General features: G+C 35.4%; 23 protein-coding genes. 13 read left to right on the top strand and 10 right to left on the bottom strand.

What is annotated here, in order from left to right; translation table 11 throughout:
* The first annotated feature begins 75 nt into the window (after positions 1–75).
* The gene (locus G521_RS0110625) at positions 76–1,290 is read left to right on the top strand and encodes a DEAD/DEAH box helicase (protein ID WP_026898527.1); all 1,215 of its coding nucleotides are present in this window, start codon (positions 76–78) and stop codon (positions 1,288–1,290) included.
* Positions 1,291–1,424: 134 nt separating this feature from the next.
* Entirely contained in the window at positions 1,425–2,294 is an 870-nt protein-coding gene (locus tag G521_RS0110620) for an aldose 1-epimerase family protein (protein WP_026898526.1), read from the top strand.
* Between the two features lie 16 nt (positions 2,295–2,310).
* Here G521_RS0110620 and G521_RS0110615 read toward each other — a convergent pair whose 3' ends face one another.
* Positions 2,311–3,006 (bottom strand): class I SAM-dependent methyltransferase, encoded by a 696-nt coding sequence (locus tag G521_RS0110615; RefSeq protein WP_026898525.1) that lies wholly within the window; start codon positions 3,004–3,006, stop codon positions 2,311–2,313.
* 199 nt (positions 3,007–3,205) lie between these two features.
* Between G521_RS0110615 and G521_RS0110610 the strand changes: the two genes are divergently transcribed.
* A complete protein-coding gene (locus tag G521_RS0110610; RefSeq protein WP_026898524.1) occupies positions 3,206–3,553 on the top strand; it encodes a hypothetical protein in 348 nt (115 codons plus the stop codon).
* 131 nt (positions 3,554–3,684) lie between these two features.
* A complete protein-coding gene (locus tag G521_RS0110605) occupies positions 3,685–3,894 on the top strand; it encodes a DUF3820 family protein (RefSeq protein WP_026898523.1) in 210 nt (69 codons plus the stop codon).
* Here the strand turns inward: G521_RS0110605 and G521_RS0110600 are convergent, their stop codons facing one another.
* Positions 3,895–4,515 carry a hypothetical protein gene (locus tag G521_RS0110600; protein ID WP_036678871.1) on the bottom strand — a complete coding sequence of 207 codons (621 nt, stop codon included), beginning with the start codon at positions 4,513–4,515 and terminating at the stop codon, positions 3,895–3,897.
* A gap of 145 nt (positions 4,516–4,660) precedes the next feature.
* Here G521_RS0110600 and G521_RS0110595 point away from each other — a divergent pair, with 145 nt between their 5' ends.
* Complete coding sequence (locus tag G521_RS0110595) at positions 4,661–6,049, top strand: exonuclease domain-containing protein (RefSeq protein ID WP_036678870.1); 1,389 nt, start codon at positions 4,661–4,663, stop codon at positions 6,047–6,049.
* Here the strand turns inward: G521_RS0110595 and G521_RS16975 are convergent.
* Positions 6,046–7,119 (bottom strand): oxygenase MpaB family protein, encoded by a 1,074-nt coding sequence (locus G521_RS16975; RefSeq protein ID WP_051189667.1) that lies wholly within the window; start codon positions 7,117–7,119, stop codon positions 6,046–6,048. The two genes, G521_RS0110595 and G521_RS16975, sit on opposite strands and share 4 nt — an antisense overlap.
* 203 nt (positions 7,120–7,322) lie before the next feature.
* On the opposite strand from G521_RS16975, the gene G521_RS0110585 reads away from it, so the two are divergent.
* Positions 7,323–7,640: a hypothetical protein gene (locus G521_RS0110585; RefSeq protein ID WP_026898520.1), complete on the top strand. Its 318-nt coding sequence runs from the start codon at positions 7,323–7,325 to the stop codon at positions 7,638–7,640.
* A gap of 72 nt (positions 7,641–7,712) precedes the next feature.
* On the opposite strand, the gene G521_RS0110580 is transcribed toward G521_RS0110585, so the two are convergent.
* On the bottom strand, positions 7,713–8,699 hold the full coding sequence (locus G521_RS0110580; RefSeq protein ID WP_026898519.1) for a histidine phosphatase family protein: 987 nt from the start codon (positions 8,697–8,699) through the stop codon (positions 7,713–7,715).
* A gap of 262 nt (positions 8,700–8,961) precedes the next feature.
* Here G521_RS0110580 and G521_RS0110575 point away from each other — a divergent pair, with 262 nt between their 5' ends.
* Entirely contained in the window at positions 8,962–9,993 is a 1,032-nt protein-coding gene (locus G521_RS0110575; RefSeq protein ID WP_155975753.1) for a hypothetical protein, read from the top strand.
* 21 nt (positions 9,994–10,014) lie between these two features.
* On the opposite strand, the gene G521_RS0110570 is transcribed toward G521_RS0110575, so the two are convergent.
* The 4 genes from G521_RS0110570 to trpS form a co-directional block, all read right to left on the bottom strand.
* The gene (locus tag G521_RS0110570) at positions 10,015–10,566 is read right to left on the bottom strand and encodes a DUF4142 domain-containing protein (protein ID WP_026898517.1); all 552 of its coding nucleotides are present in this window, start codon (positions 10,564–10,566) and stop codon (positions 10,015–10,017) included.
* Between the two features lie 65 nt (positions 10,567–10,631).
* On the bottom strand, positions 10,632–11,384 hold the full coding sequence (kdsB, locus tag G521_RS0110565; RefSeq protein ID WP_026898516.1) for a 3-deoxy-manno-octulosonate cytidylyltransferase: 753 nt from the start codon (positions 11,382–11,384) through the stop codon (positions 10,632–10,634).
* A gap of 211 nt (positions 11,385–11,595) precedes the next feature.
* Positions 11,596–12,210 carry a deoxynucleoside kinase gene (locus G521_RS0110555; RefSeq protein WP_026898515.1) on the bottom strand — a complete coding sequence of 205 codons (615 nt, stop codon included), beginning with the start codon at positions 12,208–12,210 and terminating at the stop codon, positions 11,596–11,598.
* A gap of 61 nt (positions 12,211–12,271) precedes the next feature.
* Positions 12,272–13,267: a tryptophan--tRNA ligase gene (trpS, locus tag G521_RS0110550; protein ID WP_026898514.1), complete on the bottom strand. Its 996-nt coding sequence runs from the start codon at positions 13,265–13,267 to the stop codon at positions 12,272–12,274.
* Between the two features lie 128 nt (positions 13,268–13,395).
* On the opposite strand from trpS, the gene G521_RS16965 reads away from it, so the two are divergent.
* The 5 genes from G521_RS16965 to G521_RS18140 all read left to right on the top strand — a co-directional run bounded on the left by G521_RS16965 (position 13,396) and on the right by G521_RS18140 (position 16,337).
* The gene (locus G521_RS16965) at positions 13,396–14,196 is read left to right on the top strand and encodes a lysophospholipid acyltransferase family protein (RefSeq protein ID WP_051189699.1); all 801 of its coding nucleotides are present in this window, start codon (positions 13,396–13,398) and stop codon (positions 14,194–14,196) included.
* A 67-nt stretch (positions 14,197–14,263) separates the two neighbouring features.
* The gene (locus G521_RS16960) at positions 14,264–15,034 is read left to right on the top strand and encodes an ABC transporter ATP-binding protein (protein WP_051189665.1); all 771 of its coding nucleotides are present in this window, start codon (positions 14,264–14,266) and stop codon (positions 15,032–15,034) included.
* Positions 15,035–15,176: 142 nt separating this feature from the next.
* Positions 15,177–15,728 (top strand): cob(I)yrinic acid a,c-diamide adenosyltransferase, encoded by a 552-nt coding sequence (locus G521_RS0110530; RefSeq protein ID WP_026898513.1) that lies wholly within the window; start codon positions 15,177–15,179, stop codon positions 15,726–15,728.
* Positions 15,729–15,808: 80 nt separating this feature from the next.
* A complete protein-coding gene (locus G521_RS0110525; protein ID WP_002996718.1) occupies positions 15,809–16,030 on the top strand; it encodes a DUF2795 domain-containing protein in 222 nt (73 codons plus the stop codon).
* 151 nt (positions 16,031–16,181) lie between these two features.
* On the top strand, positions 16,182–16,337 hold the full coding sequence (locus G521_RS18140; protein WP_155975751.1) for a lmo0937 family membrane protein: 156 nt from the start codon (positions 16,182–16,184) through the stop codon (positions 16,335–16,337).
* 51 nt (positions 16,338–16,388) lie between these two features.
* Here the strand turns inward: G521_RS18140 and G521_RS0110515 are convergent, their stop codons facing one another.
* Complete coding sequence (locus G521_RS0110515; RefSeq protein ID WP_026898512.1) at positions 16,389–17,054, bottom strand: 2-C-methyl-D-erythritol 4-phosphate cytidylyltransferase; 666 nt, start codon at positions 17,052–17,054, stop codon at positions 16,389–16,391.
* An 80-nt stretch (positions 17,055–17,134) separates the two neighbouring features.
* On the bottom strand, positions 17,135–18,184 hold the full coding sequence (queA, locus tag G521_RS0110510) for a tRNA preQ1(34) S-adenosylmethionine ribosyltransferase-isomerase QueA (RefSeq protein WP_026898511.1): 1,050 nt from the start codon (positions 18,182–18,184) through the stop codon (positions 17,135–17,137).
* A gap of 164 nt (positions 18,185–18,348) precedes the next feature.
* On the opposite strand from queA, the gene G521_RS0110505 reads away from it, so the two are divergent.
* Positions 18,349–19,596, top strand: coding sequence for an ABC transporter permease (locus G521_RS0110505; protein ID WP_026898510.1), 1,248 nt, complete (start codon positions 18,349–18,351; stop codon positions 19,594–19,596).
* Positions 19,597–19,624: the final 28 nt, after the last annotated feature.

Here is a 19,624-nt window from a genome sequence, read left to right as displayed (position 1 = left end):
CAATTTCCTGTAAAATAAAATACCGGGCATTTTGACTACTTTTGAGGAATTATTTTTTACTATTACAACGCACCATTGACATTTAACGATTTTAATTTCGACCCTCAACTTTTTGAAGGCGTACAAAGCATGGGTTATTTAAAACCCACACCCATACAGGAGCAAGCCATTCCATTAATTCTGGATAATAAAGATCTGATAGCCTGCGCACAAACAGGTACCGGAAAAACGGCCTCTTACCTGCTTCCAGTTTTGCAGCACATCAGCACCACAGATAAAAAACATACAAAAGCACTTATTCTGGCCCCAACCCGTGAACTTGCCCAGCAAATAGATCAACAGGTTGAAGGACTGGCCTATTTTGCAGGAATTAGTTCAATAGCAGTTTACGGTGGCGGCGACGGCATGGTTTACGAGCAGCAAAGGAGAGCCATGATGGACGGTGTTGATATCATTATTGCTACACCCGGCCGCTTGATTGCTCAGCTTTCCTCGGGGGTTATAAAATTAAGTCATGTAGAATATCTGGTTTTAGACGAAGCAGATAGAATGCTGGATATGGGATTTTATGAAGATATTCTTCGGATTATCAGTTATATACCTGCTAAAAGGCAAACCATGCTTTTTTCGGCAACTATGCCTCCAAAAATTCGCACACTTGCCAATACAATCTTAAAAAATCCCGAGCAGATAAGTCTGGCCATCTCTCAACCCGCCGTTGGTATTTTACAGCAGGTGTACATGACTTTTGATAATCAAAAGATTCGTTTAATTTCCGGTATCTTAAAAAATGGAAATTATGGAAGCGTTTTGATTTTTGCTTCCCGCAAGGAAACTGTTAAAGATCTTAACCGCACACTGAAGAGAGAAGGCATTAAAGCCGAAGCGTTTCACTCTGACCTTGAACAGGAACAACGTGAAACTATTTTAAGGGCTTTTAAAGCCCGCACTTTGCCCGTTATTATAGGTACTGATGTATTGAGCCGCGGTATTGATGTGGAAGGAATAAGTCTTGTTATAAATTTTGATGTTCCGCCAGATCCGGAGGATTACATTCATAGAATTGGACGGACAGCCAGAGCTGAAACTACCGGTACTGCAATTACTTTTGTAAATGAAAAAGACCAGCGTAAATTCTCTTATATCGAGAATCTGATTGGCCGTGAAATAGAAAGAGTTCCTTTGCCTGAGGAACTTGGTGAAGGTCCCGCTTATCAGCCCGAAGTAAAAAGAAAAGGCACTTTTAAACGTAAAAAACCCTTGACTAATAACAAAAAGAAGGTTATTTAATTGCTAGCTTAGTAAGAACGGAAATAATTTACTTTCTTAAAATTCTTCTGAATTTTAGTTTTGAAGTCGTCTGATAGTCTGGATTATAAATAGTTATTTGGATTGAATTACTTTTCATTATTTATTAAAATTTTATGATTCACCTGGAAAATGAATTTTTAAAAGTTTCTGTTCGCAATCAGGGAGCTGAGCTAACGTCCTTTTACAATAACACTACAGGTATTGAACATCTATGGCAGGCCGATCCATCAGTGTGGGGCTGGTATTCTCCTAATCTTTTTCCCGTAGTAGGGGGATGTTTGAACAATCAGATAGTTGTTGACGGTATGCCTTTCAAAATGGAAAGACATGGATTTGCCCGTAATTCTACATTTAAAGTTATTGATTGTACAGATACACATGCTGTTTTTGAATTAAATGATTCTGTTGAAACGCATGTGAATTATCCCTATAAATTTACCTTTCAGGTAATTTATGACCTTTTGGATAATGAATTAAAAATCACATATAAAGTAATTAACCGCGATAATAAGACCATTTATTTTTCTGTAGGAGCACACCCCGCCTTCAGAATTCCTTTTGATAAAAATGATTCACTGGAAGATTATTACCTGGAGTTTGAAAGAGATGAAGTTCTGGAAAAGCATTTACTTTCTGTAAATGGCTTTTTTAATGGCATGACAGAGATCATTCGGAACGAATCCAATACATTACTCCTCAGTAGGGAATTATTTAAAAACGATGCGCTTGTTTTTAAAAATCTGCTTTCCAGAGAACTGTGTTTAAAAAGCCTTAACCATTCTAAAAGTATATATCTAAAATTCCCTCAGTTTAATTATTTAGGAATATGGGCAAAAGATGATGTTCCTTTTATTTGCCTGGAACCCTGGTTAGGCTGTGCGGATACCGAGGGGAAAAGTGAAGAGTTGAAAAATAAGGAAGCTATACAGGTATTAGCTGCAGGTCAGGTATTTGAGGCAGATTATCGAATCGGCGTTTTATAAGACATTTTTGTTTAAGTTATTTGAGGGTTAAGCGTACCAGATACTGATCCTGATCATCTTCATAAATTAATTCAGTATTCCAACCTTCCTTCGATGCTATTTCATTAAGCAGCGGATAATCAATATAAAGCCAGTTAAACCAGGGCCCTTTTTGGTTCATATATTCATATTGATATGAAATTTCACCAAAATAGTGGTTTTTGGGGATTTCATCATCCAGATACAAATAAGAAATATCAGACGAATCAAAAAGTAATTGCCCGGCAGGATTTAACAATTGTTTAGCTGAATGGAGAAAATCTTTTAAGCCGGCAATTGTTCCGGTTAACCCGATTCCGTTCATAAGCATAAGTAAGGTGTCAAATTTCTCAGTCTTAAAAGAATAAATACTCTGATTGAGTATTCGCTTAACTCCCCGCAATTTCATGATTTTGCAAGCCATCTCAGAAATTTCTAAAGCAGTTACCTCTATACCATTCTCCTGCAGAATTAAAGCATGGCTTCCAACCCCGGCACCAATATCAAGTACTTTTCCTTTACACTCAGCTAAAGCATAATGTTCAAGGTCGGGCATTTCATTTTTATCTCTGAAAAAAATATCAACAGGCATTTCTTCGGGAGAACCATAAGAATTATGCAGATATAATTTTACCGGAGTGTGATTCAAAAAATAATCTGATAACGATTTTCCGAAAATATCTTTTACACTCATTTTTAAACTTTATCAGCAAATATAAAGTATTTAAAAATCTGAAGTTTTAAATCTCAGCTGAAACAGTTTGGGATGTTTAATCCAGTTCTAGGACGATCTTATTTTTTAATTATTGGTTTATTTTAAATCCTTGTAACCTTATTCCTTTTTTTACGAATTAGAATGTAGTTAAACAGTAGCAATTAAATAAAGAGGAAAAATGCATTTCGGTAAGATTGTAAAAAATGTAGCATATTCTGCAGGCTTATCTGCCGATAACCTGGCTCTTAAGCTCGGGGTTAACGAGGTAATTCTATTAAATTTATATGAACAAAAGGACTGGACCTCAGGTAATATAAAAGCTGTTTCTGTTGCTTTAGAACACGACTTTGAAAAATACTTCGCTACTGGTTTTCAGTTTAATTTTTTGCCCGATTCCGAATTAACACCAATGCGGGAATTTACCATAACAATCAGTTATCCGATAGGAAAAGAATTTCTATTAAAAACCTGGCTTGATAAAATGGTTTTAATTGCAAAAGCAATTGGACTTAATGTGAATAAATAGATTTAGATTTTAATATTTGCGGAATTTTATAGCAAAGGGAATAAGATGCTTAGCCGGATTTATCGGGCTATTTTTTTTTTAACCGGATTTTTCATTCATCATTAATAATATCTTTATAAAAAATTTAAAGTTTGAATCCGGAAATATTAAATCAGCTTGTAAAAACGAAAATGCCTTACGGTAAATATAAAGGTGTTTTTATTTGTAATATTCCGGAGCATTATCTTGTTTGGTATCATTCAAAGGGTTTCCCGGCAGGGAATTTAGGAATGCTTTTGCATACTATTTATGAAATAAAATTGAACGGACTGGAATACCTGTTAAAGCCATTAAAAAAATAATCAGGCTTTCTTTGAATCATCAACTTCTATTAAACCCTCTACAATGGCTTTCCACTGGGTTTTAGAAAATCCCAGCATAGCTCCAAGTGCTACGAATAAATTTCGGATAGAATCCTTAAAATCAGCATCGGTATTGGGAACTTCATTTCTACCGTGAACTTCGGCAGCAATTGTTTGATGATCGCGTTTCACTAAAAATGTACTGCTTGCCTCATCTTTAAAAAAATGTGCAGTTTCTTCTTTTAAGTTTTGAGGATTAGCGGCTGGCTTTACCTTAATAGAAACTGATTGAATATGCTCCGAAGGATTTAAATCTTCAATACCTTGAATTTGTACCCAGTCATAGCCATCTCCCGTTTCATTTTTAGGAGCAGGGATTTTAATTTTAAAAAAATCTCCTTCCTGTGCCAGGCGGTTAACCGGATTTCCTTCATTATCAGTTAAGGTAAAATCGGCAGAGAACTTTCCGCTAATCGAATGCCACTTAGAAACATCTAATAGTCTTTGTTTAACAGTTTTAAAATGTTCTATAGCCGCCTCTGTCGAATTTAATATTACTTCGCTGCTTGTATCAGATTCGGCTCCGATTTTTTGGGTAGGAATTGAATTATCTTTTGACATTATCTCTATACATATGATTGTTCTGAAATAAAGGAATAGCAGCTTCAAAATGTTTTTGAAACCTGTATTTAGTAAGTAAATTTATACTTCATTTAAATATTGATGCTAAAAATATTAGCTTTGCAAGTATTGGAAAATATTTGAAATGAATCAGGACAGAATTTATGCAATAGTCGATATTGAGACAACCGGAGGCCACGCATCCGCCAATGGGATAACAGAAATTGCTATTCTGATACATAACGGCTATGAGGTAATGGAAAGATTTGAAACCCTTGTAAATCCGGAAATGAATATTCCGATTTATATCCGGGCTTTAACCGGGATAAGTAACGAGATGGTAGCCGAAGCTCCTTCTTTTAAGGATGTTGCTTCACGGATTTTCAGCTTACTTCAGAATAAAATTTTTGTAGCTCATAATGTAAATTTCGATTATTCTTTTCTAAAGTATCACCTGGGAAATTGCGGTTTTGATCTGCAATGCAAAAAGTTATGCACCGTTAGGCTGGGGCGCAAAATCATGCCCGGACTTCCGTCTTATAGTTTGGGCCGATTTTGCAATCACCTGGGAATTGAAAATCATGGACGGCACAGGGCAGGAGGCGATGCAGAAGCAACCGCCATATTGTTTTCTATGCTGCTGCAGAATGATGCAGAAGATAATATTAACAATTCTTTAAAAGCCGGATCAAAAGACAAAAGCTTACCGCCAAACCTATCTCTGGACATGATAGAAAAGCTTCCTGGTACTCCGGGAGTATATTATTTTCATAATCAAAAAAGTAAGGTTATATATGTGGGTAAGGCTAAAAATTTACGCAAACGCGTAGTTAGTCATTTTGCAAACAATAATCCCGGGAGGCAAAAACAGGAATTTTTGAAAAATATTTATTCGATTACTTTTAACGAATGCGGAACGGAGTTAATGGCTTTTATTCTAGAATCTATTGAGATCAAAAAACATTGGCCAGAATATAACCGTTCACAAAAACGATTTGAACATGCTTACGGATTATATGCTTTTGAAGATCAAAATGGATATTTAAGACTCGCGGTTGATAAGCGCCTTAAATTTTCTTCACCCTTATACACGTTTAATTACGTTTTAGAGGGATATGAACTTATTAAAGTTTTGATCAGGGAATTTGATCTTTGTCCTAAATTATGCTTCATTCAAAGGAATACAAATCCATGCACAGGAATGGAAAATAAATCCTGCCTTGGAGCTTGTCAGGGAGAGGAAAATCATATTGAATATAATCAGAGAGTTACAAATGCTATTCACCGGCTTAAAGCAGCATTGCCAACTTTTGCAATAGTGGATGAAGGAAGGGTTGAAGGTGAAAAAAGCTGTATTCTAATGGAAAATGGAATTTTTTATGGAATGGGATATTTAGACCGGCAAGTTTCAACTGATGATATTTCGGTATTAAAAGATCAAATCACAAGCTATCCTGCAAATGATTATATCAGAAACCTTATCCAAACGTATGCGGGAAAATTCCCGGAAAAGAAATTAATGTTTACAATTTAACTTCTTAAAGCCATGGGAAGGCCAAAAGGATTTTTCACATCCTGTATTTTTTGCTGAAACTTGCTTTGCTGATACTGATAAGATTTTGTTGAACTCATGAGGTGCTGCAAACTGCTGAAAAATTTTATAGCCAGCGGATTAAAAGTTTGATTATTGATAGCTTCAATACCAATTAAATCGGCTACTTCATCAGTTAATAAATACCTCATTAATCCCGATAGGTCTTTTCTGGAAACTTTTTTATCCGCGTTACTAATCATAAAATCAATTAGTTGGTTGCTAAGCTGGCTTCCATGTTCTGAATATTTAAACTGCCTTTGGCGGATGCTATTTTCCAATGCATTGGCATCTAATCCGTTTTTGGGTAATAGTTGTTCATTTAAACCTAAAAAATAGCCAATTACATTCCAAAGATGAATGTATGCGTCCTGCTCTTCGTAGCTGATCACAAAGCCCATTTTTCTTAAACCACGAAGTGTAATTAATGAGAACGAAAGATTGGTGCCGGCCATATCTTCCTGATTTAATGGAAGTCCCCATTCTTGATTCCATGAATTTGTTTGGTTAATATAAAACCGGATGCTTGCATGTATCAGCCGCACTTTTAAGATACCCGACAATCCTTTTCCTGTAGATTCGAACGCATTGGGAGCCATTACGTCCCACACAAAAGCAGCAGTTTCAGAAAATCGGTTTTTGGGATTTGTTTTTATCCTCTCAGACATTGAAAGAACCCTGGCACCATCGGCAGCAGCGTAACAATAAGGCAAGGACAAGAGTCCGAGCAAATTCATGATGGGTTCTGCAAAACGAACGAAAAAAGCAGATCCCATGTTCATTTTTTTTTGGTTTGCCCAGGAAGGCATGTCTGAAAAATCTTTTAGTAACGCAGAATTGGGGTAACTGTCCTGAAATTTTAAAAAATGAGCATTATCATGTAAATCGTCCAGATTTTGCTTAAGCTTAGTTTTATTGATTAGAGTTTCAAAGTTTTGTTGTATAAACTGGTCAGCAGGGTTGTCTGATGTACTGCGACACTTGTCAAGAAATTGATTATTAAAAATACTCATATTTAAAATGATAGCCTTAATTATCCCTAGTGCAATTTAACCCTCCGGAAGCCAAAGAATTATAAATTAGTTGTGTTTCAACAAATATGAGATCATGCTGACACATCTTATGGACTGATATTTGTTATATAATTGTTGTAAGATTAAATTTTCTTTCAAACTGATCTTATTATTTCTTGTTAAACAATCTAAACTTAAAACGCATGAAAAAGAAAATTTACTTATTGGCTATGGCCATAATGTTTACTGTGGTTTCTCCGGCAGTAATGGCGAATGAAACAAGTTCAAAAAAGGATAAAGCTCCTTTAACTGAACAACAAATTGTTCGTTTGCAAAACATTGAGCAAAGAGTTTTAGAGATCAAAGAGATGGATAAGTCTAACTTATCACGTCAGGAACGTAAAGATCTTCGTAAAGAATTGGTTCAAATGAAAAAAGAAGCAGCAGCTACTTCAGGTGGGGTTTATCTTTCTGTTGGAGCTATCATTATCATTATCTTATTATTGATTCTGATTTTATAATTTAACCTGCTTAAATTGAAAAGCTTATTCTGTCCAGAATAAGCTTTTTTTATGACCAATTTTTCAGCGGTATTATCTTTTGAGTTTTAAATTTCTCCAGTATTTAAACATTCCAAATGAAACTGCTCCCTGATAGCTAATTGATTTATCAGGATCGACTTTGATAATATAACCACCAGTCCAGCTGAAAGGACTAACCTGAGGAAATCCCGGAGCAATCGCTGTTCTTATCTCATTAACAGGATGATGAGTGACAATTAAAGACATTTTATTGTCTACCGGAAATTCTTGCACAAGCTCTTTCATTCCCACAAAGGCACCTAATCCCGACTTATTATATGATGGGTGATTCAATCGCCCATCAATCTGAATAGTCGGACCGGCGTTGATGAGTTCCGCTGTTTTTACAGAACGGCAAAATTCACTGCTAATAACCCGTGCAAATGAATAATCTAAATCTCTGAATATATTGCCCAGTTCTGTGGATCGTATGATTCCTGTTTGATTTAACTGCCTGGCTAAATCCGGATCACATGATTTCCACCATTCAGGCGGCCCCTGATCTGTTGGACTGATAGAATAATCTCTTCCGAGATCAGCATCAGCATGTCTCAAGACTATAACATATGTCTCCTGAGAAAACGGAAGTTTTCTAAGTGTTTCCCAACCTGCCTGTAAAGCCGAATAACTATCTGTAGCTAAGGCACCGTGAAACCTGGCATAAGGTGCATCAAAACTATCATCAGTTGCCCCAACTGCATAGATCGTAAGTTTATTACCAGAATTTTTCCAGGTTATATTTATAGGGACAACTTCAGCAGAAGTAATCCTTTTAATTAAACCATCAATAGAGATATCGATCAATGTATCATCTGAACTAAATTCCGCGGGCTCGCTGGTAAGTATTTGAAAATCTGCCCGGTTTATAAATAACAGATCATTTTTATACTCTGAAGAAGTAATGGCAGGAAGAACCGGGGATTTTGTTTCTTTATCTTTTTTACATGCAAAAAAGACAACGGATATATATATGAGGAATACAAACTTAAAATTTTTCATTGCACTGTTATGGAATAGAATAAATAACTAATAGGTTAGTTTTTAGACTTAATTTGAATAACGAATGTTATTCGTTCTTATTCTAACGTTTTATTGTATTACAAATAATATGACAGTGATTAGCATATGTTTAAGTTATACAACAGTAAATAAGTATTTTGGATTTCTGTTTTTTCAATTAATGAGGCATTTTACAGATTGGATAAAAATTAAATATTACAGAATTTATGCAGTATTAATAAGCAGTTTTTTACTGTTTGGGATGAATAATTCTCAGGCTCAGGTTATTGAGTTGCCGATGCCAAAAAAAAGTATTACTCCAACAGAGTTTTATATTGAAAAAATCATCGATGAGCGTCTTAATCAGTCAGGAGTTGCTAAATTATTATTTCAGGGCAATCCAAACCAGCATGTAATATTTGATTTAAAAAATGGTTTTAAAACCTCCTTGATGAAATATGTTGAAAAAAGTATTAATCAAAATATGTCTTTAAGACCGGTATCGATACGGGTTTACAAATACAACATAGCGGAAATAAGTCAGGGAAAAAACGCTGCTGCCGGAGATTTAGATATTCATTTTTCTTTTGAATTTAACAGAGATGGAGAATACATCAAACTGATAGAATACAAGGCTAAGGTTTCATATACCCGTTCCTTAAACGATAATTTTGCAGCCACTAACGCACTCGCCAAAGCTATTTCTCAATCGCTTATTTACTTTAACACCTGGATTAATTCGCAGTCAAAAAGTGATGAAAATTTGGCAATAGGCGTAAAGTTCAATTTCAAAAATTATATTAATAATGAAGCTGTAGATACTTTATTTTATAATTCTAAAAATCCTCTCACATGGTTGGATTTTAAAAGCAAGCCTGTAACCGGAGGTAATTATGCTGCTACTATTTTCTCTTTTTTTGCAGTTGACAGTAAAAATGAGCTGGTGAATAGTATTGTAGAACTTAATATAAATCTCAAAGTTTATTTAGTTCGCAGTTTTTCATGGGTGAAAGATTTTGCACGGAATAGTTATACACTTAACCACGAGCAAAGGCATTTTGATATCGTGAAAATAATATCTGAAAGATTTAAAAGTAAGCTCTTGAAGGAACAAATAACCGTAGCAAACTACGAAGGAATCATTTCTTTTGAATATATCGAATCACTTCGGGAGCTGGATAAAATGCAGAAACTCTATGATTCAGAAACACAAAATGGATCTAACCCGGCCATGCAAAAGATTTGGAACGAGCGAATTGATAAGGAATTGGCAGGTTTTACAGCCATGCAGTAAAAATATAATTGCCCATAAAAATTAGTTTTGCAAGCTTTTATAAGTTTTATTGGCTGTTAATAAAGATTTTTTAAGATTTTGTGTTTTGTTGATTGCAAATGAGTTAATTGATTTGTTTCTATTTTCAACAGCTTTTTGATAAAGGTTAATTGCCAGGGAATGATTTTTTAAAGAATGTTTGAGATAGGCAACTTCGAAGGACTTTCTGTTCAGTTCACTCAGATCTTTTAACTTTTTTGCTTGATCTTTATCCGGATCTATGGGCAATAACAAACGGTTTTCAGCAGATATTTTTTTAAGCTCATTATACGTTCGTGTATTTTCAGCCACCATATCAGAGGCAAAGGATTTTATCTTTGGGTTAATACTTTTGGTTGTGCCCAATTTGCCTAATTCAATTTCAAAAATTAAAATTTGAGCCGCTGATTTAAGAAAATTCTTCGCATCATCATCCAGTTTATCCTCATTGAGATTAGTTAATGGCTTATTATCGGCATCATTTTCATCTACGTTACAGGAAAAATTTATGCTTATAAATAGGATGATGCAAAGAATGTTAAGTAACTTTTGCATGTATTGAATCTTGTTTCTCAATAAACAGGCCTGCTCCTTAACTGTTTTAAAAATCAGGTAAAAAGCTAAATGCCAGTGTTGGATTCAATTTGTTTGATTGCTTTTTCAAGATCCAGAGGGGTATCAATAGAAAGGCTTTCGAAATTAGTTTCTGAAACATAAATAGTTAAACCGTTTTCTAACCATCTTAATTGTTCCAGAGATTCTGCTTTTTCAAGTGAAGATACCGGTAATTCCGTTATCAATTTTAAGGCAAAATTTCTGTAACCATAAATTCCAATGTGTTTAAAGTATGGATGTATGTTAAGCCAGTTAGAAGGTTCTGATCCACGGTAATAGGGAAGGGCTGCACGGCTGAAATAAATAGCCTGCCCCAGTTTATTTACAATAACCTTAGGAATATTGGGATCAAAAAGCTCTTCTGGATTATTTATCAATTTAATGAGCGTAGCCAAAGAAACACTCGCATCATTAAATGAGTTACATAAGAGATCAATTTGTCCGGGATCAATAAAAGGCTCATCGCCCTGAATATTTATAATAATATCATACTCCGGATAATTATTTGATACTTCTGCACATCTGTCAGTTCCGCTTTGATGAGAAACTGATGTTAGCTCCGCTTTACCGCCAAATAGTTTAACATGATCTGCAATTCGGTAATCGTCTGTGGCAACAATTACATCTGTTAAAAATTTTGATTTGCAAGCCTGTTCGTAAACCCGTTTAATCATAGACTTACCTCCAATATCAAGCAGAGGTTTGCCCGGTAAACGGGTAGATGCAAATCGTGCGGGAATAATTCCTAGAATTTTCATCTTTTAAAAAAAGTATATGCTATAGAGTATCACTATTAAAATCAGGCAAAACCCAATAACAGCATTTTTATGAGCAAAATTAATTGTATAGCCCAGGCTCTCAATTTGCTTCGGAACTAAAAATCGATAATCATTTTTATTGTAATAAAATATTCCCAATTTCCAATGCATGGGATTATTATTATTCATATAAGTTGATGCTTTAGATAATTTAAAATAATCCGTGTATCTCTCTGTCTATACTTTGAATTACAAAACCCAGATCTTCGGGATTGTTGGCAAAATCTAAATTATCTTTATCTAAAACCAATAATTTCCCGGCTGTGTAATGATCCATCCAGTTTTTGTATTTTTCGTTTAGTTTGGATAAGTAATCAATCCTGATTCCTGCTTCATACTCGCGACCCCTTCGTTGAATATTATTTACCAAGGTTGGAACCGATGCTTTTAAATAAATTAACAGATCCGGAGGTTTGATAAATGAGGTAATATTGTCGAAAATTGCACGATAATTTTCATAGTCGCGGGATGTCATTAAGCCCATATCATGCAGGTTCTCGGCAAAAATATACGCATCTTCATAAATGGTTCTGTCCTGAATTATGTTCTTGTTATTATTCTGGATTTCCATGATTTGCTGAAAACGGCTGTTTAAAAAATAAATCTGCAGATTAAAGCTCCACCTTTTCATATCTCCGTAAAAATCTTCCAGGTAAGGATTATTATCCACGGCCTCAAACTGAGGTTCATAACCCAAATGTTTGGCCAGCAATTCGGTTAATGTTGTTTTTCCGGCTCCAATATTTCCAACGATAGCAATGTGCATGAATTAAGTTATATAATGATGATGATATTTGATTAGATAATTTTGAGAGTCTGTTGAAGATTTAGAAATTTCTAAAGCCTATAATTTCCCTAACTTCTTTAATGGTTTTAGAAGCACTTTCGCGTGCTTTTAAAGCTCCGTGACGAGCTACCTGGCGTAAATACGAACTATCGCCTGCAATGTCATTAATTCGCTGGCGCATTGGTTCGGTAGCAATAATCATATCTTCACTCAGCTGTTTTTTCATATCACCATATCTGATTTGGCAGGAATTATAAAGCTGATCGAAATGCTGTAGCGTATCGGCTGATGAAACAACATTCATCAGATCGAAAAGATTTTTAACTGCTTCTGGTTTTTCCTGATTTTCTACCGTTGGGCCGGCATCTGTTACCGCCCGCATAACCTTTTTGCGAATTACTTCCGGTGAATCAGAAAGATAAACCGCATTCGCTTCGCCTTCTGATTTTCCCATTTTACCTTTTCCATCCAATCCGGGAATTTTTACCAGATTATTGCTGAAATTAAAGGCATATGGTTCTGGAAAATACTCGTTAGAGTACAATCTGTTAAACCGGTTAGCAAAAGTTCTGGCCATTTCCAGATGCTGCTCCTGATCTTTCCCAACCGGAACTTTCGTTGCTTTATGAATTAAAATATCAGCAGCCATTAAAACCGGGTAGGTTAATAAACCTGCATTTACATTATCAGGGTGTGATCTTACTTTATCTTTAAATGAAGCACTGCGTTCCAATTCTCCCATATAAGCATTCATATTGAGATATAAATACAGCTCAGCTATTTCAGGTACATCAGACTGAACATAAATGGTAGCCTTTTCCGGATCAATTCCGGCAGCAAGATATTCTATTAAAACCTGTTTAACATTTCCATGAAGATCCGAAGGAGTAGGATGTGTTGTAAGTGAATGATAATCAGCAATAAAGAAAAAGCAATTAAATTCATGCTGCATTTGCACAAAGTTTTTTACTGCTCCATAATAATTTCCTAAATGTAATTTACCAGTGCTTCTGATACCACTCACTACAGTTTCCATAGGTGGCGAAAGTAAGTATTTTTTCTGAAAGGGTTTTAATTGGCCGACGCTTTAAATAACGCCTGTCTGAACTTTAAACAAAGTTTATCCGGCTTGAGATGCTGGCATATTTTTCTATTTTTATAGCCATGAAAAGACTCCTGAAGAAAGCTCATTTATATTATTATCAAATAATTGTAGCACTGGTTTTTGCGAGTCTTTATCCATTTCTTTATTATTATTCCCGTCTTCCGGTTAAATTTCATGGCATGAATAGGGTGAGATATGTTTTAAGCCTGTTTACTTCTTCTCTGTCCGGAATATTTTACCGGTTTAAGTTTGAGCAGGAGATTGACTGGAATAAACCGTACATAATTTGTCCAAACCATACTTCGAATCTTGATATTAGTACTGTTATTCTTCTTAGCAAACGCAATTTTGTTTTTTTGGGGAAAGATGAACTTTTAGATAATTTTATTACCGGAATTTATTTTAAAACTATTGATATTCCTTTAAACAGAAACAGTAAGTTTTCTTCATACAGGGCTTTTAAGCGGGCAGAGGAATATTTACAAAAAGGAATAACTGTTGCAATTTTTCCTGAGGGATTAATCTCTAATGATTATCCACCAGAATTATATCCATTTAAAAACGGCCCTTTCAGATTAGCAATCGAACAAAAAATTCCAATAATTCCGGTCACTATATGTAATAACTGGAAAATATGCTGGGATGATGGAAGTAAATTTGGAACCAGGCCCGGTGTCAGCGAAGTATTTGTTCATAAACCTATTGAAACAGATAATCTAACTATTTTAGATGCTGAAACATTAAAAGATCAGGTTTTCGATATCATAAATCAAAAATTAAAAAGTTATCAGGCAGGTTTATATAATGGGGGTAAGGAAGCCATTGATGAATTAAAAACAGACGAATTTCTGGAAACGTAAAATCGTCAAATTATCAATTTAAAAATCTGTAACATCTCCGGCTTCTTTAGAGTCTAAAAAACAAAACATGAGCGAGAAACAATCTTTAATCACAATCAAAGATATTGGCCGTAAATATATAATCGGAGCTGAAACCATCCACGCTCTGAAATCTGTAACATTGAATATCGAAAAAGGAGAATATGTAGCTTTAATGGGCCCTTCCGGATCAGGAAAATCTACTTTAATGAATATCTTAGGCTGCCTTGATACTCCCACCAAAGGTGAATATATTCTAAACGGAATACAGGTTAGTGAAATGAGTGATAACGAACTTGCAGAAGTTCGGAACAAGGAAATTGGATTTATTTTTCAAACTTTTAATTTACTTCCACGATCATCTTCATTAGATAATGTGGCTTTACCTCTGGTTTATGCAGGTGTAAATCGCGAGGAAAGAGAGGAGAGAGCTCAAAAAACTCTTGAAAGTGTTGGTCTGGGTAACAGGGTTGGTCATAAGCCAAATGAACTTTCAGGAGGACAAAGACAAAGAGTAGCCATTGCAAGGGCCTTAATTAACAATCCTTCTATTATTCTGGCAGATGAGCCCACCGGTAACCTCGATTCAAAAACTTCGGATGAAATAATGGGCTTACTTGAAGATATCCACGCAAAAGGGAATACGATTATAATAGTAACTCATGAAGAAGACATTGCTCAGCACGCTCATCGGATCATCCGGATGCGGGATGGTTTAATCGAAAACGATTACATGAACGAACAGATCAAAATTATAAATTCAGATCATCCGGAACTAACCGGTGGTGCAACCAACCTATCCAATAATCAACAGCTTTAAATCAGGGTAAATTTTATAACTGTAATGCTTATTGAGATCAAAAAAATTCCATTATTTTTTATCAGTAAAAGCGGAAGTTTTAATACTTTACGGTTGGATATAATCACATCAAAATCATCCCGTTATTAAATTAAGTTAATGAATGAAAATTTATACTAAAACAGGCGATAAGGGATTTACTTCATTAATTGGCGGGACACGTGTGCCCAAACATCATCTGCGTATCGAAAGTTATGGCACTGTGGATGAATTAAATTCATACATAGGTATGATCAGAGACCAGGGCGATCTGAAAAATGAAACCAGGGATCTCCTGAAAGAAATACAGGACAGATTATTCACCATCGGATCTTCACTTGCTTCGGACCCTGAAAAATCAAAAATGAAAATTCCCGACTTGTACGAAAAAGATATTGAGCTGTTGGAAATTGAAATGGACAGGATGAATGAGCAGTTGCCCGATCTGAAACATTTTATTTTACCCGGTGGAAGTACTTCAGTTTCATTTTGCCATATTGCTAGATGTGTTTGCAGAAGGGCAGAGCGTATAACGGTTCATTTAGCGGAAGAAAGTTTTGTAGATGAAAAAATTTCAATTTATCTAAACCGCCTAAGTGATTTCCTGTTTGTTTTAGCAAGAAAGCTATGTTTTGATGCCTCGATGCCTGAAAATCAATGGATTCCGAGAGTTTGAAAAACATGTTTAAAAATTTTTAATAATCTTATTTAATTTATTATACTTTTGCCAAAATTTAACTATAAAATTCTGAGAATATGTATTGGACTTTAGAATTAGCGTCACATTTAGAAGACGCTCCATGGCCAGCTACTAAAGACGAGCTTATTGATTACGCTATACGTTCCGGAGCTCCCGTTGAAGTAATTGAAAACCTGCAGGCCCTTGAGGATGATGGTGAGCCTTATGAAAATATCGAAGAGATTTGGCCGGATTATCCGACAAAAGATGATTTCTTCTTTAATGAAGATGAATATTAATAATAGCCCTGTTTTACAGGGCTATTTTAATTTTTAACATTATTTTTTATTGCCCGAAAATTTTTTTTTACAAATTTTAAACAAATGGTACGGTTTTAGTATTTAACAGGTAAATTAAATCATATCTCATTTAAACTTAAAACTTAAAATTATGGGTAACCTGCTTTATGTAATCGCTGTTATTTTAATCATTGTTTGGATTTTCGGTGCATTTGTTTCTCCTTTTGGTGGAAACTTAATTCACATTCTTTTAGTAATTGCAATCATAGCAGTTCTATTAAGAGTAATTCGTGGGGGTACCGTATAATTCACGTAAATAAATAATCCGCATTATCAGAATTGGTAATGCGGATTTTTTTTATCCTTTCAGATAAGCCTGAGCAAGAATCAGATCCTCAGGATAAGTAATCTTAATATTTTTACTATCCCCTTCCACTAAATGAACGGGTGTCCCTGATTTTTCAACTACCGACGCGTCATCAGTAAATTCAATTCTGAAAACCTGCTTGTATGCTTTATTTAAGATTTTATTAGAAAACACCTGTGGTGTTTGAACCATCAAAATGTCATCCCGGTTTAATGCAAATGACGAATCTCCTGATCTTTGTCTTACAGAGTCCCGCGATACAATAGCAGGAATTGCAGACCCGGTCTTTTCTGCTTCCTGAAAACAAGATGTTATAAATGTATCGCTAACTATTGGTCTGACGGCGTCGTGAATAGCAACGATGGAATTTCCTTTAACAATTTTTAACCCGTTTTTAACGGAAAAAAACCGCTGTCTGCCCGCTTTTACAATAGTATGAGGTGTTTCAAAATTGAAACGATCACACAGATCCTCCCAATATTTATGAAAATCGATATTTAAGACCAGAATAATTTCCGGATGCAGTCTTGAATTGTAAAACGCTTCAATGGTATGCATAATTAAAGGCTTTCCATTGAGCAAGAGAAATTGCTTTGGAATATCAGATTGCATACGGCTTCCGGAACCTCCGCCTACAATTATAGCGTAATACTTCATTGTGAATATTTACGAGAGATATATTTCGCATCGGCTATCAAGTCTGTTTTTGAACCCCGATGCGAAATAATATTGAGCTATTAAATAATCAGCATGGCATCGCCATAGCTGAAAAAGCGATATTTTTCTTTTATAGCCACTTCGTAAGCATTCATAACATTATCGTAACCTCCAAAGGCAGCAACCATCATCAATAAGGTTGATTGTGGTGTATGAAAATTAGTAATCATTGAATTGGCAATGCTGAAGTCATACGGAGGAAAAATGAACTTACTCGTCCAATCATTTGCCGCTTTAAGAATATGACCTGCAGAAACAGCTGATTCAATAGCACGCATTGAAGTGGTACCCACGGCACAAATTCTTCTTTTTTCTTCCAAAGCATGATTTACAATATCCGCATCTTTTTGCTTGATTATAAACTGCTCAGAATCCATTTTATGCTTTGTTAAATCCTCTACTTCAACAGAACGAAATGTTCCCAAGCCAACGTGCAGTGTAATTTCAGCAAATTCAACACCCTTTAATTCCAGGCGTTTCATTAGTTCTCTGCTGAAATGCATACCAGCAGTAGGAGCTGCAACGGCACCTTCATTTTTGGCGAAAATAGTTTGATAGCGCTCTTTGTCTTCTGCAGTAGCTTTACGCTTAATATATTTTGGAAGAGGAGTTTCTCCTAAAATTTCAATGTTTTTGCGAAACTCTTCATCTGTACCGTCGAATAAAAAACGTATTGTTCTTCCTCGGGAAGTAGTGTTATCTACAACTTCGGCAACTAAAAGATCATCGTCTCCGAAATATAATTTATTTCCAACCCGAATTTTACGTGCTGGATCTACTAAAACATCCCATAAGCGTAATTCTTTATTTAATTCACGAAGTAAAAAAACTTCAATAGTTGCACCAGTTTTTTCCTTATTACCATATAAACGGGCAGGAAAAACTTTGGTATTATTTAAGATCATGACATCCTTCTCTTCAAAATACCCTAAAATATCTTTGAAAATTTTGTGCTCAATAGCTCCTGTTTTTTTGTCCAAAACCATTAAACGGGCCTCATCACGGTTTTCTGATGGATTATGAGCTATTAAAGATTCGGGTAAATTAAAAGTGAACTGGGATAATTTCATATTTGTGCTTTTTTCTGCTTTCAGGGCGCAAATTTACTAAAAAAATTTGTAATACGTTAACGCTTGACGCATAGATTCTGTTTAGATTTAAACTAATATAATAATTTTCATTTGCTATTAATTCGGCTGTAACTTAGTTTGAAATTATTGGTCTAAGACGTAATATGATATTTTTCAAACTGGTAAAGGAGAGCTTTAATTTTGCTTTTGGTGCCTTGCGCCAAAATAAGCTCCGGACAATACTTTCCTTATTGGGGATCACCATCGGTATAATGACCATAATCGGAGTTTTTTCTGCCGTGGATACCCTGCGAAACAATTTGCAGAGCAGTGTAGAAAAATTAGGTAGCAATACCATTTATGTTCAAAAATGGCCCTGGGCATTTGGAGGCGATTATCCATGGTGGAAATATCTGAGAAGACCGAATCCACAAATTCGTGATTTTGAAAAATTAACCGACCGTATTGAAGGGGCCGAAGGGGTAGCTTTTGAAGTAGGGATTGGTAACCGGATCGTTAAATATAAAAGCAATAGCGTGGAAGGGGCACAGCTCGCAGCTGCATCCCATGATTATTATAAAACAAGGATGTTTGATTTTGAGGAAGGCCGGTATTTTACCGAATCAGAATCGAAAGGAGGTAGCCCGGTAACTTTAATTGGCTACTCAATAGCAGATGGTTTATTCCCTAATGAAAATCCAATAGGTAAATCTATAAATGTACTGGGAAGAAAAGTGACTGTAATAGGCGTTTTTGCTAAGGAGGGCGACGATTTGTTAGGAGTTTCTGCAGATAAAACAATTTTACTGCCCATGAATTTTGCACGCAACGTAATAGATGTGGAAGACGATAGGTATGGGCCTCAGATTACTGTTAAGGGAAAAGAAAATGTTACTATAGCCGAACTGGAAAGCGAACTGCGGGGTGTAATGCGTTCATTGCATCGGATAAATCCAAGGGATGAAGATGATTTTGCACTCAATAAATCGACGATTTTAACCGCTCAGTTAGACCAGATGTTCGGTATAATTGATTTTGCAGGAGCATTTATAGGTGGTTTTTCTATCCTGGTAGGTGGATTTGGCATTGCAAACATCATGTTCGTATCGGTAAAGGAACGGACTAATATCATAGGGATTCAGAAATCGCTGGGAGCCAAGAATTATTTTATCATGCTTCAATTTTTAATCGAATCAGTTCTGCTTTGCTTAATGGGAGGAGTTATTGGATTGGGAATTGTTTACATATTGGCTTTTATATCCAAAACTTTCTTTGATCTTACAATTGTGGTTGATATAGGAAAAGTACTGTTAACCCTGATCTTATCTACCGCAATCGGATTGATATCAGGGTTTATTCCGGCTTTTATGGCTTCCAGGCTTGACCCGGTGGAGGCTATCAGAAGTAAATAACCACCTGATCAGATAGATAATTTTAAAA

The organism is Daejeonella oryzae DSM 19973, from assembly GCF_000422945.1.
Taxonomy (GTDB): Bacteria; Bacteroidota; Bacteroidia; order Sphingobacteriales; family Sphingobacteriaceae; genus Daejeonella; species Daejeonella oryzae.
Note: the sequence above shows the minus strand (reverse complement) of the source record. Positions and strands in the feature narration are given on the sequence as shown.